The organism is Candidatus Curtissbacteria bacterium (assembly GCA_024654445.1).
Taxonomy (GTDB): domain Bacteria; phylum Patescibacteriota; class Microgenomatia; order Curtissbacterales; family GWA2-41-24; genus JANLHP01.
Map to the genome: position 1 here is coordinate 15,168 of JANLHP010000029.1, position 15,065 is coordinate 30,232.

The window sequence follows — 15,065 nt, forward strand, 5'->3', positions numbered from 1 at the left end:
TTTACACTAATAAATTTAACTGCGATTCTTCGTCTTTTTGCCCAGAAACATCTGTTGTTCCGCTCCATATCTTAACAATACCAAATTTGCCATCGAAGCCGGGCTCAACAACGATTTCTCTACTCCTTACCTTGCCTATCGCCTCGCTTAATTTAGAACCACCAAAGCGGACAATCTTCTCAAGTTCTGCTTTAAGCAGTACGTTGAATTCACTCCCAAATACGTTTACAAGCGACATATACTGGTCGTTAACCTTTTGCGTTCCAACTCCAACTTCCAAAGCTTCCGCAATAATTTCATAAAGAGGAACCAAGGAAATAAAAGGCGGCCTTGATTCTCCGTCGGGGTATATCCACTTTACTCCATTCTTGTCTCTAGTTTCTTGTTTCTGATTTATAGTTTTAAGTTCTTCTACTCTATGCATTACACCAACAGTTAAACTACGACCACAAACAGAACATTTTTCTCCTTTTTCGCGAGTTTCAGCAGGGCTCAAACTGACATTACAATCTCTGTGACCTGTAAAATGATATTTTCCCTCTTCAGGATAAAATTCAATCGTAAAGGCAATACGGGAAGTGGACGAGCCAGAAATGGCACCATAAATTGCGTCATAACTAATGTTATTCGCTTCAAACACCGTCACTTCTCTACCCATTTTTTCTAGTGAATGAGCATCCGAAAAAGAAAGTATCGAGCGATTATCGAGATCTCCAACTTCCCAATTCATAGCTGGATCACTCGAAAGACCGCTTTCAATTCCGTAAATGTACTTGGCCATGTCACCGAAGCATTCTTCTACACTGTCAAAACCAGAAAAAGAACCATAGAGCGAAAACCATGGTGTCCACGCGTGAGCAGGAATAACAAGCGCTTTATCCGAAACTTCAAGCGCGATATAGGCTACATCCTTTGCGGATAAACCCACAATTGGCCTTCCGTCCGACCTTAAATTGACCCTCCTTTTTATAAGTTCGTTGTTAAATTTTTCAACATCAGAAAGCTTAGGAAACATCACAAGATTATGTATTCGTCTACCTTTTCCGCCTTGACTGTAAATCGAAGAAATCTCGCACGAAAGCAGGAAGAAGATCTCGCTAGCCGACTGTTCGTTGCTGACTACTGTCTGCTGCGGGCTATTTTCCGGCTGCTTTAATCTGTACAAACCTTCGGCCGTCTCCTCTAGCTGATTTTTAATATGGTCAAACCAAAAAGGATGCGTAAAATCGCCAGTTGCGAGAACAGAAATGCCCTTTAGCCGGGCAAACTGCGCCATATTTTGTAAATTCATCTGTTGAGAAACCGCCCTGGAGTATCTGGAGTGTAAATGAAGATCCGCAACAAACTTCACTGCTGCCTCATTTTGATCAAAAACAACCGACTTGTCAACAATGTTGTTATATAATTCCCTCTTATGGAAAGACCCGCACCAGACGTTGAAAAAATAGCAGAGCAAATGCTCAAATTTGCGAACATGGGAAACGAGTCAGGGGTAAATAATGTAATTCTAGAAGGAGTACCCAGCGTAAGAGGAGTACGTGAAGCCACATTTGGCTATTTTCCATTAGCATTAGGTAGAGAGGCTGCTACAGCTGTGGGGCAGGTTGAGCCAGATCTAGACTACGAAAGCTATTTAGAAAAAATATTAGCCATGGAAATATCACCAGAAGTTCAAGCTCTTACTCCCGACAACAAAAGGCAAAGAGATCACATGGAAAGATTTACTGTTCCAAATCTACTTCCATCTCATGTAATAACTTTTGGCCGCTCCGATGGTCAAGAGGTTGTTACTCTTCATATGCTTATTGGAATATCTCCCCGAACCGCATTGAAGGAAATGCAGAGAACAATAAAACAAGAACTGCAGAGAGCAAACTTTCACAAAAACTGACCTACTTCTTTTTCTTTAAACCTGCGTATTGGTTTGCGTATAATTTTTTGATCTCAGTCACAGTTGTTGCATCCTCTGCTCTTTTGTCATCGCCTCGGAACTTGACCAATCGCGGAAATCTCAAAGCGTACCCAAACCCGTCTTTCTCCCCAGCCGTATGAATTGGCCCCTTCGTAATTTCATCCGCGTAAATTTCCATAACAACCTTCGGTTCTACCCAATAACTAGGCTCAATTTTGGCGGTTACCCGCGCGGGTTTATGGCTAAGTTTCAACTTATTAGCAATTTTATTCACCTTTCTAAACTCATCATCTGTAAGCCCTGTACCAATTCTCGAGATCGTCTCGAACTTATCTTCTTTCTCGTTGTACACACCAACCAAAAGACCTCCAACGCCAAATTCCGTCCTCTTTCCGCGGCCGGAATAAACTCCCAGCAGTACACAGTCAACAGTATCTGTTAGTGCCCCCGCGCTTGCCCTTTTAAACTTCACCCAATGAAAACCACGGCCTCCGGCTTTGTATGGCGAATCGAGCTTCTTAAGCATCAGTCCTTCTAATCCTTCGGAAACTGCCTCGTTAAAAAATTCTGTGATCTGTTTTGCGCTGTGAAGAACTCTTTGCTCAGCCAATCTCACAACCAAATTATGCTCCATTGTCACATCTTCCAGCTTCTTTCTTCTTTCCGTCTGCGGAAGCTCCGTTATGTCGCGTCCGTTCAAATACAAAATATCAAAAGCGAAAAGCACCAGCGGCATATCCTTGGCCATCTGTTCTACTTCATACTTTCTTCTTCTCTTTGTCGTTTCCTGAAAGGGCAAAAACTCCTGAGTTACCGGGTTATAAGCAATCGCTTCACCCTCCAAAATCACGCTTTTCGCGTGAACCTCTTTCCTCACTCCTTCTACCAGGTCCGGAAACATGTGCGTCATGTCTTCAAGGTTCCTCGAAAAAAGCTCCACCTTGTCTCCGTCTTTATGGACCGCGATTCTAAATCCGTCGAATTTAGGCTCCGCGACAAATTTATCTCCAAGCCGTTTTACTGCCTCGTCAGCACTCGGTAATCGTTCCGCGAGCGCCGGCCTTACCGGCTTCCCAACTATCAAATGCACCTTCTTCAACCCTTCTTCTCCATGCTTAAAATAAGTTTCCGCAACATACCCCAAATCGCTGGTTTTGTTGTAAGCATCTTCCAAAATCGGCCGCAGCGATTTATCTCCCTTTTTGGCCAGAGAAAGCGCGTCCATAACCGTTGGATCACCAATTCCCAGCCTTAAAGTGCCCAATGGAATATTAACGACGTGTTTAACAGAAATCGGGTCTAAAGATTTCAAAATATCCGAAAATCCCGAAACTTTCTGGTCAACCGTTCCTTTACCAGAATGATTAGCGATCTTTAAAAGATCATTAAACACTTGAGTTACCGAAGGGTCACCTTTGTGTTTATGCTTCTGGGCAAGTTCCTGAGCAGCCAAACCCATATTCCCTTTTTTTCTGTAAAGCGCAACGACATCATCCTTTGACTCTCCGTAAGCCCTCCCAATAGCTTGAGCCACCAGCATTTCCGCCATTCCGATTTCTATTGGCTCAAAATATGGCGCCACCCTACCTTGAATCAGGTACATAATCTTCCCGATTTCGGCAGCCGAAGACTCTTTAAACAAGTTAGATAGAATATCGATCATCTCCAAGCGTTTGCTTGTTCCCTCTAGTTTTTCAAAACACTGCGCTAAGTTGGAAAACGTCATTTTAGAATATACACAGCTCCCTTTGTGGAACCTTTCTTCTTGATCAAGCCTTTTTTCTGCAAATCTTTAAGGTCGCGGAGTATTGTATCGTCGCTGTAATCTCGCAGCAAGCTTCTCCATTGTTTATTGCTGACGGACCCGTACTGCTCAATATACTCCACAAGCTTTAATTGCCTCTCGGAAAGCGCGATTTGTCCTGTCCTTCCTTTCATCCTAAGATCGAGCGACAGCTTTTGAACCTTTTCTTTAACTCTGCTTAGTTCTTCTGCCAATCCTTCACAAAAATACTCCAGCCACGGCGTCAACTCACGCTCACTCAAACTATCCACTTTCTGATTAGAAACAGACTGCAAAGTTTTGTAATACCTTGGCGCGTTTTTGTCGAAAAACTCCTCTAGCGAAAAGAACTTCTTGATGTCGTAGCCTTCGGCAAACAAAACCATCGTCGCAAACGCCCTCGCCGTTCTCCCGTTCCCATCGACAAAAGGATGGATAAACGCCAAGACATAATGAACAATTCCGGCTTTAATTACCGGATGAGTTTCTTGCCCGTCTGTAGAATTTAGCCAATCGAGAAATTCACCAACCAGATCTTTTACGTCACCCGCCTTGGGCGGAGAAAAACTAACTTCTCCGGTTTTAGAATTTTTAACTACAACTTGCGTACTTCTAAACTTCCCAGAAGCATCCGCTCTCAAAACCTTCTCTACTGTTAGTTTATGAATTGCCAAAAGGTCTTTTTCCGAAAATTTAGCCTTTTTATTCTTTGATTTGTCGATAAACTTAAGTACATTTCGATAATTCAAAACCTCTTGAATATCTCGGTCTCTCGCGTCAATTCCGATGTCCTTCCCTCCGGGCCCAAGGCCCTCTGGGCCGGCGGCCAAAACCGCCGCGACTTCACCCGTATCTAGCTCATTTCCTTCAATATGTGTTCCGTGGTGAACCGTGCGGATTATCGCCTCTTGCCTAAATTTAGCCTCATACGCAGGCACCAAAGGCGCGTTTTCAATAATTTCTTTGGAAGCTTCTATCTTGCCAATGTACTTGAGGATGGCGGAATTTATCGTGAATTTTGGGGAATACATATTAATCGTCATTGCGAGGAGAGAAACGACGAAGCAATCTCCTCCTCTGTCATCCTGAGTGCAAGGAAGGATCTAGATCCTTCACGGAGTTTATCTCGAGACTCTTCGCTACGCTCAGAGTGACAATCGAGAGGTTCAGAATGACACTAATGCGTTAATTATCGCATAATAACCGCAAAAATACAACTACAATTCTATAATCTTAGAAGTTTTGGCTAACTTTCTTGGAATAGAATTAGGCTCTGCTGCTGTGATAATCGTTTGTTGCTTATTAATAACACCCAAAACCGCTTCTCTGTGCTCCCAATCAAGTTCGCTAAAAATATCGTCTAGCGCCAAAATTGGCCTGTCCCCTCGTTTTGCGTTAAACAGCTCAAGCTCAGACAATTTTAAAGCAAGAACGGACATTCTCTGCTCTCCCCGGGACCCAAAATATTCCAGATTTTTGCCTCGAAACAAAAACTTAAAGTCGTCCCTGTGTGGCCCCGAAAGTGTCACACCGGCCGCAATATCGCGCTCCCTATTTCGCTCCAGCTTTTCGTCCGAAAGCACGCTTTCTTCAAGTTCCCATTTGTAAGCGCCTTTTTCTCCGTTAACGAAGTTTATAAATTCAAAAAATTCCTTCCGCTTTCTAGAAACTTCGCCCCCGTGTTCTAGTAATCGCTCGTCCCAAAAATCCAATTCAGTTTTCTTCGCTTTTCCTTCCTGAATCCTTTGCAAAACCCTATTCCTTCTAGTTACAACTTTTCCGTAGGCAGATATTGCTCTCCAGTAATCACGATCTAAAACCGAAAGCAAAATATCCAAATGGTGTCTGCGCTCCGAAGGAGATCCGCTAATTAAATCCAAATCACTAGGCTCAAAAACAATAACAGAAAAATGTTCGGTAAAATCAATCAGCCTCTTTTTAATTTCGTCTATAAAGTAAGCTTTCCTGACGAGTCTTTCGTCTACAACTTGCAGATTTATAGTCAATTTAACTTCTTCCTCTGAATTCTGCTTGGTATAACCTTCAATCTTTGCTTCAGATTGCCCAAACTTAACCAAATCCAAATCCGTATCGACTTTCTTGGCACGAGTCGCAGCCAAAAGCCCAACCGCTTCCAGCATATTGCTCTTACCGCTGCCGTTTTGCCCCACAACAACGGTCAACTTCGGATCAAAAACAAATTTTTTGGAAGAAAAATTACGAAAATTAGTTACGTGAAGATTTAAAATCTGCATCAGCTATTTTGCGAAAGCAAGTACAGCCCAAAGGCAGCCACGGTTGGAGAATCCTTAACTTCGCCATCTTTGATCATTTTTCGAAGCTTATCAAAGCTAAATGAGCCCACCTTCATATCAATTTCGGTAAGATCACGATTGAATTCACTTTGTTTGCAATCTTCTGCAATGTAGACAGAAAACTTCTGAGTACAAAATCCAGGCGCAAGATAAAGTTGACCTAGATATTTCAGTTCTTTTGCAATCAACCCGGTTTCTTCTTCCAGTTCCCTCAGAGCACTATGCGCAATGGACTTATCGCCTTCGAAATGACCCTGAGGAAACGCCCAAGAACGCGCGTCGACCGAAAGTCTATATTCATTAACCAAGTAAAACTTGTCTTCAACTTTAGGAATTATCAGCCCATAATCCTCTTTTTCGACAATACCGAAGTCGGTTTCTCTTCCAACTGGGTCGATAACTTGATCCAGCCTAACCTTCATCCAGTTATTTTCAAAAACCACTTTGCTAGATAGTTTTTTCCAAGGCTTTGTCATTTTAAACCTGACATTTCGGGCAAAAGTGAGCACTGCGCCCATCCATAAATTTTCTAACGATCAGTGTTTTACACCTTGCGCATGGCCTCCCTGTCATATGATAAGCCTTCACAAAGCTTAAAAATAAACCTTTTTCCCCTCCGCTATCTATAAATGAATTCGCGCTCGACCCGCCTTTTTCTATCGCCAGCTTAAGGCTGTCCTGAACTCCTTTATGTATTGCCTTAATTTCCGCATCACTCAGACTTCCAATTATTCTTGCGGGGTGAACTTTTGCCCTCCATAATCCTTCATCCGAATAAATATTTCCTATTCCGGAAACAAAACTTTGATCCATCAACAACTTTTTGATTCGAGCTTTAGGCTTTTTCTTCAGTCTCTCTTCAAATTCTTTATGAGAAATGGCCAGGGCATCCGGACCCAGCCTGCCCCCGATTGCGGAAGCTATTTTCTCCTCATCGCTTTCTACAAACCTCACCCAGCCAAATTTTCTTAGATCGTTAAAGAACAAGTAGCCCCTGTTTGTAAACTTAAAAGTTGCCCTCGTTGTCGTGTTTGGAGCTGGACGATTCAAGGGCGGAATTGGGTGCCCGCCGGCAATTCTCGTCTTCTCATCCTGATAAACAAGTTGGCCAGTGAGTTTAAGATGAATTAAAATTGTGAACCTGTTCGTGTTAATTAAAACTACCTTCCCACGTCTTTCTACCCCAGTAACCTTCGCGCCCTTCAAATTATCATCTCGATAATTTCCCCATTGGAACCCCTTTGGCCAATCAAACACGACCGACTTAAAAGTCAGCCCTTTGAGTTTTTTATTTAATCCGTTCACTATTACAGTTACTTCAGGCAACTCAGGCATTTCCTCGCAAGACCTCCTCTATTTTTGGATATAACTTTCTGTAATATTCTTGTGCCATTTCTGCACCGGCTATAACAAATTCCGGATTATTGTACGATTTAACCAAAATACCGGTTGGAAACTCGGCAGCTAGAACAAAATGCTCAACCTGAGTATCTACGATAGAAAATCCAGTTTCATCCTGTCTCAAAAGACCTCCTAAATGCTGTTCCGTCCTCATTTCTCCGGAAGGATCGTCTCGGGTATATTCCTCCAGATATAAAGCTCTATGCGCAACTTGAACTGATTCCAATACAACGGAAAATCCAGCACTAAAATCATGCATAAGAGCTCCGACCCATAATTTGTTACTGTCTATGCTCCCCAACATCCTTCTCTCAGCTAAATGCATCATATATGTGTAAGTCCCTAAATAAGTAGAGGTCACTGCAGCAGTAGTCCGAGGAAATCTTTCTACATTTTTTACAGATTTCACAGCTTCTTCAACATGCTCCCTGAATTTGTCTTCATCATCGAGTGTCTCGTCAATTGACCGTCTTATTGGTCCACTTAATTCTCCAATCGGACCAAGAGGGGAATCATCTAAAATCTCCACCTTCCCAATAGCTCGCCTCATAAGTTCGAAGCCAATTTGCTCTCTTAATAGCTCGTCGATATCAATTTGATCTCTAGGAAGTTCTGGCATATCTAGATCTCATTACTAATGAATCAAGTTGTGCTAAATCGTTTACACCATCAAGCGTCTTCAAAAGCTCAACACAATCACGGACAGCAACTTTAAAAGTGAAACTACTAACAGAATCGGGCTCTTGAGGAGATACTTGTCTTCTTGATTTGCAAGAAATCTCTACAATTTTAGCAATGATAGATGGTGGCATTTCCGCAGAATAACGGACTGTATCTATTGTCCCCCGCAGACTCTCGTAAAGATCTGTGAGCTTCTTTATGTTGAAACCTCTCGCGATCTCCATAGCTCGCTCCTCTTCTAACCATGTTGGCATCATAGTTGCTTCCTCCACACCTTCTACCTTATCCACATCCCTGTCATACGCACTTCTTCTATTTCTCCCTCGAAAAAAATCCGAGGGAGTCATTTCTATCGACAAAACTCTGTCAGAATTCGCCGGTACCCGTAATCTTCGAGAGACTTGATGATTTTCCCCAAGTGCTTCTCTTGTCTCTTCGATAACACGTTCCCACGAGATAACTAAGGGTTGGGTCTGTCTGAAATTTTCTTTGACGACAAAACATATAGCCGCAAGAGCTAGGGCCCCATCTTTATCAAATCTCTTTCCCGACACCATCTCGATAACCCCTTCTTCTATTGATTCTCTCTGGATTCTCACTGCTGCTGTTTTAGAAATCTCCAATTTGCCTTTTAAGATATAGGCCAACTCGAGTCTTGTACGAGAAGCGTCGGTATCCACTTTCGGCTCCAATTCACGTAATATTTCAGCGAGGCTACTTACTCGTTCGTGTTGTATTGATTCTGTTTGTCTAGTTGCTTCTACCATTTTTTTACCCTTTCTTATTCGAAGAAATTAACTTTTCTCTTAAATGATTCTATCTGGTGGGCGTGTCCAACAAAAATATTGTCTGGCAATTCGCCGAGGCCGAACCACTCCCACTCATAACATCTATCCGGCTCTCTCAGCTCTGGCTCGCCATCAACGTCATTCGCTAGAAATCCTATTTGGATGTAATGTTGATCATCTCTCGCATCATTAACCATGTTCAAAAATGTAAAACTTTGAGCAGATAAACCAGTCTCCTCGTCTAATTCTCTAGCCGCAGCTCCAACCATTTTTTCTCCTTTTTCAAGATGTCCACCCGGCAACCCCCAATCCCCATCTCCATACGCATTTTTTCTTTTCCCAAGTAACAACTTACCGTCACGAATAACAAATATGTTTATGCCTAATGGGAATTTTTCCCGCTCACTTTCCATTCTTCACTTTACTTTCTACAAATTCTAGAATTTCTTCTTTAAACCTTTCTTTGCCAAACTTCTTTGCGTGGCGTTTGATTGCGACTGAATCAAAAGTGCCTTTTTTCTCAAGCTTCATAAAGCTATTCAAAGCGCCAGTTAGAGATTCTACACTATTTTGTTCAAAAAAGACGCCTGTCTTACCATCAATAACAGTTTCCAGATAACCTCCGCCTCGGTAAGCGATAACCGGAGTACCACAAAGCATCGCCTCAACCGGCGTGATTCCAAAATCTTCGTCTGTCGCAAGCGCCAAAAACGCCCGTGCTCCCGCATACAATTTCGCCAGTTCACGATCGCTTACGTATCCAAGGAAGTCGACGTTTTTCCCGGCAATTTTCTTCATATTGCTTTCTTCCGACGCGTAGCCGGCCGGCTTACCAATAACTTTAAGCGGCACATTCAGTTTGTTTGCTGCTTCCACCGCAAGTTTTAACCCTTTCCCACCAACAATTCGCGAAACCACCAAGAAATAACCTCCGTCTACCGTCGACCGTTTACTGTCTACTGATTTTGCCTTTGGCAAATCAACAGGCGGATAAATAACATCCGCGTCTCTTCTGTAAAACTTTTTTATTCTCCTTGCGACGTTTTGCGAATTGGCGATAAAGTAATCAACCCTTTGCGCCGCTTCAAAATCGTAAATACGCATGTAGTGATTAATAAAAAGCGCGTACATCCTCACCAAAAAATATTTTTGCCACTCGACAGAAGTCGGATACCCATAAAGATATCTCGGCGGCGTATGACAATAACAAATCTCAATCGTCCCAGGTCCCTTTTTTACTCCTTTGGTCACATACCAACTACTCGAAGTAATAACGACATCAAAGTTAGAAAAATCAAAGCTATTCCAGATTTTTGGTGCTAAAAATCTTAAGGGGCTGTGCAATTTTGTATTGAAAAAGGGCACTTTTTGTGCCCAGGAAGTAATAATCTTACGACCCTTAAATCGCGCGTACGCTGGCGAATCCTTTCTGTAAAAAGCTGTGTAAATCGGCGCGTTTGGCCAGATTTCCGAAAGCGCCAAAAGAACTCGCTCGGCTCCACCAAATTCCCCTAAATAATCATGAACCAGTGCAACCTTCATAGACTATCCATCACTTCATCTGTTAATTCGTCAAGATTTTTTAAAATCACGTCCGCTTTTTCGTGACGCGCTTTTGTAAAACGAACGTCCGGCACAAAAACAACTTTCATCCCGGCTGCTTTTGCTCCCTCAACACCATGGAGTGCATCCTCTACAACCACACAGTTCTCAGGCGCAACGCCAAGTTTCTCTGCCGCCATTAAAAATACCTCGGGATTTGGCTTACCATTCGTTACGTCTTCCTCGCTTACAATAACCTCAAAAAAATCGTCGACTCCGAATTTAACCAGAGCTCCTTTTATTTTATCTCGCCTTGCACTGCTAGCAATTCCACACCTTATCCCCTTAGATTTAAGCCTCTCCAATAATCCCCGTACCCCGTCCATCAAGGCCATATTTTCTTCCCAAAGCGAATCCGAAATCGCCCTTCTTTCTGCAAGAAGATTCTCTGCTTCCCCTTCCAATCCATATTTCTCCTTTAAAATCCTCATGTTGGCAATTCCGGTCCTACCCATGAATTTACTGTGATCAATGTTCGGATCCTTACCTCTAACTCTCAAAAACTCTTCGTAAGCTTTTGCTATAAACTCCGGGGAATTCACCAAAACACCGTCAAAATCAAAAATCGCGGCACGAATAGCCATCAAATTAACTCCAACTGGTCACCCTTCTCTTCATCTTTCTTGTCCTCCGAAGCTTCAGCGGAGGAGAATGTCTCTTCTGTTACCCTTCCTCCTGATATTTTCGATGCTATCGATTTAAATCCTAATTTCTCATATTCTGCCCTTACTAATTCCCAGTCGGGATTAAATCTTAAGTCTTCAATCTTAAACTCCAAGTCTACGTCGCAGTCCAACTCCACCAAACTTTTAGCAGCCAGTGCCAAATCCCGCCCTGTCCTAAGTTTATCGGCGACTTTTGGCGAAATTTCATCTAATCTTTCAAAAACCGTTTCCAAATTGTCGTATTTCTGGAGTAAATCACTCGCCGTTTTAGGTCCTATTCCGGCAATTCCAGGTACGTTATCCGAAGTGTCCCCAATCAAAGATTTATAATCGACCATTTGCCTCGGTTCTATTCCAAATTTTTCGATTACTTCTTTTCGACCGTAGAGAGTAGTCGTAGTCAAGTTCCATCCGGGCATTTGAACTTTTATATCCCCATCTACAATCTGCAGAACATCACGATCCCCAGAAAGAATCGTCGTTACAATCTTCTTTTTTCTAGCCGCCGTCGCGATTGTCGCGAGCAGGTCATCAGCCTCGTAACCCTCTTTTGTAAAATAAGGAATCCCGAAAGCATCCAAGACGCTCTTAACTTTTGGCAGCTGTGGATATAAATCAGGCGGCGGAGCAGGCCTTTGCGCTTTGTATTTTTCAAATTCAATATGGCGAAAAGTAGGCGCAGCTGTGTCAAACGCGCATGCAACATATGTCGGCTTAACTTCATTTACAGCTTTAATAAGCATGTTCGAAAAACCAAAAACAGCATTAGCGTTCTGACCGGTTTTATCCGTCAGCGGAGGCAACGCGTGATAGGCACGATGGAACAGATTGTTTCCATCTATCAAAAGGAGTGAGTTCATGGCCAAATTTTAGCACAAGAGAAGATTTTGAGGTCTTATTTCCCAGGAGGTAAACGGGGTGTTTCGTGCGTTTCCCACAACTTTCTCGCAAAATGAATCCTGCCTTCTGACGTTAGAGTAAGTCTTTCGTACTGGTCCTCTTCTTTAAAAAGGTAGTAGCCTACAAGAGGAGAATAAGGTTCTCGTCTTCTCCTTGATAAATAAACGTCATTTGTCCTAGAATCTTTCGTCACGAGAAAATCATCCTTAGGGAAAACACCCTTTGAGTCATACGCCACATGAATTACCTCTTTATGCTTTTCATCGTCGGCCCAGTATCGCATTTCTACGTCCGCGTAAGCATTTTCGTCTCTTTGCCTCAGACTCAAAATACCGTTTTTCCAATTAGATCCTCTACTTGAACGCATAACGTGTTCACCTAAATTCCAGAGGTCATAATTACTAACGTCCCTGCCGCTTTCAATTAATTCTCTCCACCTTTCGTCTTCTTGGTCTATTGTAGGTGAGGTTTCTGTCGCCATAAGTGTTGTAGTCTAGTTAATTTCTCTACCTTTGTCAAAAATTTAGGCTTGTGCGGATTTTGCGGGGACTTTTTTAAACTTTGTTTCTCCGTTAGAATCAGCCGACACGGGTTTTCCGACCAATTTTTCAAACTCTTCTCTTTCCAAAGTTTCTTTTTCCATCAGAGTATCGGCGACCAAATCGAGCTTCTTCCTGTTCTTGATCAAAATATCTTTTGCTTGTTTATATCCTGCATCGATAATTTTAGCTATCTCAATATCAATTTTCCCCGCTAGTTGTGGAGATACTTGATTCTGTTCCATTGACATGGGTGGCCACCCTCCTGCCTGAGGTCTTGGCTGGAATACAGTCGGTCCCAGATCACTCATTCCCAGCTCCGTAACCATCAGCCTTGCGATGCTAGAAGCATTATCCAGATCGGCAGAAGCTCCTGTCGTAAATTCCTTGAAAACCAACTCCTCCGCTGCTCTTCCACCAAGCGCCATCGCGATTCGCTCAAGTAACCTCTTCTTCGTCTCTATATTCCTATCAATCTGAGAATGCACCTCTGTGTGCCCACCGGAAGAAGCTCTAGCTACAATCGAAATTCTGTGAACGGGGTCAACGTTTGGGGAAAGATGCGCTACCATTGCGTGCCCACCTTCGTGATAAGCGGTCATCTTTCTTTCTTCTTCCGACTGCATCCTCTTTCGTTGTGGCCCCAACTTAACTTTTGTCGCGGCTTCTTCTAAGTCCAAATTCGTAATCTCTTTTCGAGCTTCACGTGCTGCCAAAATTGCCGCTTCGTTAAGCATATTAGCCAGATCCGCTCCAGAAAATCCGACCGTTCTTTTGGCAAGCCTTTCGATATCCATATCTTTAGAAAAAGGCTTACCTTTCATGTGAATTTTGATGATCGCTTTTCTACCTTCTATGTCCGGCAAATCCAAAAGCACTCTTCTGTCAAATCTGCCCGGACGAATTAAAGCCGGATCCAAAAGTTCTGGCCTGTTGGTAGCTGCCATAACAATTACGTTATCGTTAGGCGCGAAACCATCCATTTCGACCAGAATCTGGTTTAATGTTTGTTCCCTCTCGTCGTGTCCGCCGGAAAATCCCATACCACGCATTCTTCCTATCGATTCAATTTCGTCGATAAAAATTATTGCAGGCGAACTTCTTTTCGCTTGACCAAACAAATCTCGGACTCTAGCAGCACCGACACCAACCAACATTTCCATGAATTCGCTGCCAGCAACAGAGAAAAACGGCACATTTGCTTCACCCGCGACAGCCCGGGCAAGAAGCGTCTTACCCGTTCCGGCAGCTCCTACCAAAAGCACACCTTTTGGCGTTCGGGCTCCGATCGCCTTGTATTTTTCCGGATGCTTAAGAAAATCGACAATTTCTTGAAGTTCCTGCTTTGCTTCATCTACACCTTCAACATCCGCAAAGGTGGATTTAGGCATATCTTTTGTAAATTGTTTTGCTCGTGATTGACCAAAGCTAAATACCGAAGAAGCTCCTTCTCTTGCTTGCCTGAATATAAAAAAGAAGAAAACGAGCATTAAGCCAAGCGGCAAAACCAAAGACAAAATAGAAATCCACGCTTGAGAAAAAGCGCGGTTTTTAACAGTTATTGCAGTTTTAGAAGGATCGACCTTCGCAGATTCAAGAATCGAATAAATAGACGCGCCTTCCTCTTTCCTGGCCGTGTAAGTCGCCCCGTCTTTAAGTTGAACAATAACATTGTCGCCATCTACTTCTATCCTTTGCGCTTTTTGATCGCGAACATCATTTATTACCTTAGAAATAGGCTCCGCAGAAGAAAATTGGCTAACAGGATTCGAACTAAATATAAAAAAGGAGAGTAAAAGTAAGCCTAAAACTGCGTAGATTAAAAACCCTCTCCATGAAGACTTTCGGTTCATTTTAGGAACCTGAACCTTAGGAACGTTGAAGGGTTTTTTCTCTTTTATTGTCGAAGAAATCTTTTTCTTAGCCATGATTGAAGCCTAATTCTATCACTTGAAAACTCAAATTGCCAGAGGTCCGTGAATAGCCTAACTAACCCTGAACGGGTCGATCGAATCTCGAGTCGCCCTAAAAGCTCCGCCGAGTCTATCTGTCATCACTCCCATTTTGTACGATTCTGAATCTCCTCTATCTAATTTTTTGGCGGTTGCAAGAGATGCTGACCAATCATGTATTTGTCTTAAAGGTGGAGTAACTTTAAAGTCAACGTAAAGTGCACCAACTGCTTGCAACTTCCCTTCACCCTCTCCCGCCGTTACAAGCGCAGAGTAAAAAATTGTATGCAGAACTTCTTCGTAAGAAAAAATAAACATCTTGTCGTCAATAACAACAAACTTAAGTACGGGAAGTTTCTCGCTGTCTCCCACCTCTTGAGCAAACTTATCAAAAGTCTCAAGATTAATACCATCTGGATCCATAAGGTCGACAACAAATAGTTTGGCCTTATATGTCTCCGAAATTTCTAGAACATTTAATGCCTCTGGAGTGCTCATTTGGCCGAATAATAGACTTGGGAGTATAA

General features: G+C 42.8%; 16 protein-coding genes. 1 reads left to right on the forward strand and 15 read right to left on the reverse strand.

All coding sequences use genetic code 11. The annotated features are described in order from the left end of the window. Position 1: 1 nt before the first annotated feature. Entirely contained in the window at positions 2–1,351 is a 1,350-nt protein-coding gene (locus NUV69_05420; GenBank protein ID MCR4325094.1) for an endonuclease Q family protein, read from the reverse strand. A gap of 63 nt (positions 1,352–1,414) precedes the next feature. Here NUV69_05420 and NUV69_05425 point away from each other — a divergent pair, with 63 nt between their 5' ends. Beyond that, on the forward strand, positions 1,415–1,891 hold the full coding sequence (locus NUV69_05425) for a hypothetical protein (GenBank protein ID MCR4325095.1): 477 nt from the start codon (positions 1,415–1,417) through the stop codon (positions 1,889–1,891). Position 1,892: 1 nt separating this feature from the next. Here NUV69_05425 and NUV69_05430 read toward each other — a convergent pair whose 3' ends face one another. The 14 genes from NUV69_05430 to NUV69_05495 all read right to left on the reverse strand — a co-directional run bounded on the left by NUV69_05430 (position 1,893) and on the right by NUV69_05495 (position 15,036). Then, the gene (locus NUV69_05430; GenBank protein ID MCR4325096.1) at positions 1,893–3,638 is read right to left on the reverse strand and encodes an ATP-dependent DNA ligase; all 1,746 of its coding nucleotides are present in this window, start codon (positions 3,636–3,638) and stop codon (positions 1,893–1,895) included. Continuing rightward, positions 3,635–4,738 carry a Fic family protein gene (locus NUV69_05435; GenBank protein MCR4325097.1) on the reverse strand — a complete coding sequence of 368 codons (1,104 nt, stop codon included), beginning with the start codon at positions 4,736–4,738 and terminating at the stop codon, positions 3,635–3,637. Before NUV69_05435 ends, NUV69_05430 begins: the two co-directional genes overlap by 4 nt. Before the next feature lie 174 nt (positions 4,739–4,912). Continuing rightward, positions 4,913–5,950, reverse strand: a complete 1,038-nt coding sequence (recF, locus tag NUV69_05440) for a DNA replication and repair protein RecF (protein ID MCR4325098.1) — start codon at positions 5,948–5,950, stop codon at positions 4,913–4,915. Beyond that, positions 5,950–6,486, reverse strand: a complete 537-nt coding sequence (locus NUV69_05445; GenBank protein ID MCR4325099.1) for an NUDIX hydrolase — start codon at positions 6,484–6,486, stop codon at positions 5,950–5,952. Before NUV69_05445 ends, recF begins: the two co-directional genes overlap by 1 nt. A 1-nt stretch (position 6,487) precedes the next feature. Further along, a complete protein-coding gene (gene mutM / locus NUV69_05450; GenBank protein ID MCR4325100.1) occupies positions 6,488–7,345 on the reverse strand; it encodes a bifunctional DNA-formamidopyrimidine glycosylase/DNA-(apurinic or apyrimidinic site) lyase in 858 nt (285 codons plus the stop codon). Then, positions 7,338–8,030 (reverse strand): hypothetical protein, encoded by a 693-nt coding sequence (locus tag NUV69_05455; protein MCR4325101.1) that lies wholly within the window; start codon positions 8,028–8,030, stop codon positions 7,338–7,340. Before NUV69_05455 ends, mutM begins: the two co-directional genes overlap by 8 nt. After that, positions 8,014–8,859 (reverse strand): hypothetical protein, encoded by an 846-nt coding sequence (locus NUV69_05460; GenBank protein MCR4325102.1) that lies wholly within the window; start codon positions 8,857–8,859, stop codon positions 8,014–8,016. Before NUV69_05460 ends, NUV69_05455 begins: the two co-directional genes overlap by 17 nt. Positions 8,860–8,873: 14 nt before the next feature. Next, on the reverse strand, positions 8,874–9,293 hold the full coding sequence (locus tag NUV69_05465) for an NUDIX domain-containing protein (protein ID MCR4325103.1): 420 nt from the start codon (positions 9,291–9,293) through the stop codon (positions 8,874–8,876). Then, on the reverse strand, positions 9,283–10,422 hold the full coding sequence (locus tag NUV69_05470) for a glycosyltransferase (protein ID MCR4325104.1): 1,140 nt from the start codon (positions 10,420–10,422) through the stop codon (positions 9,283–9,285). The genes NUV69_05465 and NUV69_05470 overlap by 11 nt, the downstream gene beginning before the upstream one ends. Then, complete coding sequence (locus tag NUV69_05475; GenBank protein ID MCR4325105.1) at positions 10,419–11,066, reverse strand: HAD family phosphatase; 648 nt, start codon at positions 11,064–11,066, stop codon at positions 10,419–10,421. Before NUV69_05475 ends, NUV69_05470 begins: the two co-directional genes overlap by 4 nt. Next, positions 11,066–12,007: a hypothetical protein gene (locus tag NUV69_05480; protein ID MCR4325106.1), complete on the reverse strand. Its 942-nt coding sequence runs from the start codon at positions 12,005–12,007 to the stop codon at positions 11,066–11,068. Before NUV69_05480 ends, NUV69_05475 begins: the two co-directional genes overlap by 1 nt. A 35-nt stretch (positions 12,008–12,042) precedes the next feature. Then, positions 12,043–12,528, reverse strand: a complete 486-nt coding sequence (locus tag NUV69_05485) for a hypothetical protein (GenBank protein ID MCR4325107.1) — start codon at positions 12,526–12,528, stop codon at positions 12,043–12,045. A 42-nt stretch (positions 12,529–12,570) separates the two neighbouring features. Next, positions 12,571–14,514: an ATP-dependent zinc metalloprotease FtsH gene (gene ftsH, locus NUV69_05490; GenBank protein ID MCR4325108.1), complete on the reverse strand. Its 1,944-nt coding sequence runs from the start codon at positions 14,512–14,514 to the stop codon at positions 12,571–12,573. Positions 14,515–14,571: 57 nt separating this feature from the next. Next, positions 14,572–15,036 carry a hypothetical protein gene (locus tag NUV69_05495; protein MCR4325109.1) on the reverse strand — a complete coding sequence of 155 codons (465 nt, stop codon included), beginning with the start codon at positions 15,034–15,036 and terminating at the stop codon, positions 14,572–14,574. Positions 15,037–15,065 lie beyond the last annotated feature (29 nt).

Bases quoted from the DNA above. Each gene is read 5' to 3' on its own strand.
- NUV69_05425 (MCR4325095.1), top strand. From the start codon at position 1,415: ATGGAAAGACCCGCACCAGACGTTGAAAAAATAGCAGAGCAAATGCTC.
- NUV69_05430 (MCR4325096.1), bottom strand. From the start codon at position 3,638: ATGACGTTTTCCAACTTAGCGCAGTGTTTTGAAAAACTAGAGGGAACA.
- NUV69_05435 (MCR4325097.1), bottom strand. From the start codon at position 4,738: ATGACGATTAATATGTATTCCCCAAAATTCACGATAAATTCCGCCATC.
- recF (MCR4325098.1), bottom strand. From the start codon at position 5,950: ATGCAGATTTTAAATCTTCACGTAACTAATTTTCGTAATTTTTCTTCC.
- NUV69_05445 (MCR4325099.1), bottom strand. From the start codon at position 6,486: ATGACAAAGCCTTGGAAAAAACTATCTAGCAAAGTGGTTTTTGAAAAT.
- mutM (MCR4325100.1), bottom strand. From the start codon at position 7,345: ATGCCTGAGTTGCCTGAAGTAACTGTAATAGTGAACGGATTAAATAAA.
- NUV69_05455 (MCR4325101.1), bottom strand. From the start codon at position 8,030: ATGCCAGAACTTCCTAGAGATCAAATTGATATCGACGAGCTATTAAGA.
- NUV69_05460 (MCR4325102.1), bottom strand. From the start codon at position 8,859: ATGGTAGAAGCAACTAGACAAACAGAATCAATACAACACGAACGAGTA.
- NUV69_05465 (MCR4325103.1), bottom strand. From the start codon at position 9,293: ATGGAAAGTGAGCGGGAAAAATTCCCATTAGGCATAAACATATTTGTT.
- NUV69_05470 (MCR4325104.1), bottom strand. From the start codon at position 10,422: ATGAAGGTTGCACTGGTTCATGATTATTTAGGGGAATTTGGTGGAGCC.
- NUV69_05475 (MCR4325105.1), bottom strand. From the start codon at position 11,066: ATGGCTATTCGTGCCGCGATTTTTGATTTTGACGGTGTTTTGGTGAAT.
- NUV69_05480 (MCR4325106.1), bottom strand. From the start codon at position 12,007: ATGAACTCACTCCTTTTGATAGATGGAAACAATCTGTTCCATCGTGCC.
- NUV69_05485 (MCR4325107.1), bottom strand. From the start codon at position 12,528: ATGGCGACAGAAACCTCACCTACAATAGACCAAGAAGACGAAAGGTGG.
- ftsH (MCR4325108.1), bottom strand. From the start codon at position 14,514: ATGGCTAAGAAAAAGATTTCTTCGACAATAAAAGAGAAAAAACCCTTC.
- NUV69_05495 (MCR4325109.1), bottom strand. From the start codon at position 15,036: ATGAGCACTCCAGAGGCATTAAATGTTCTAGAAATTTCGGAGACATAT.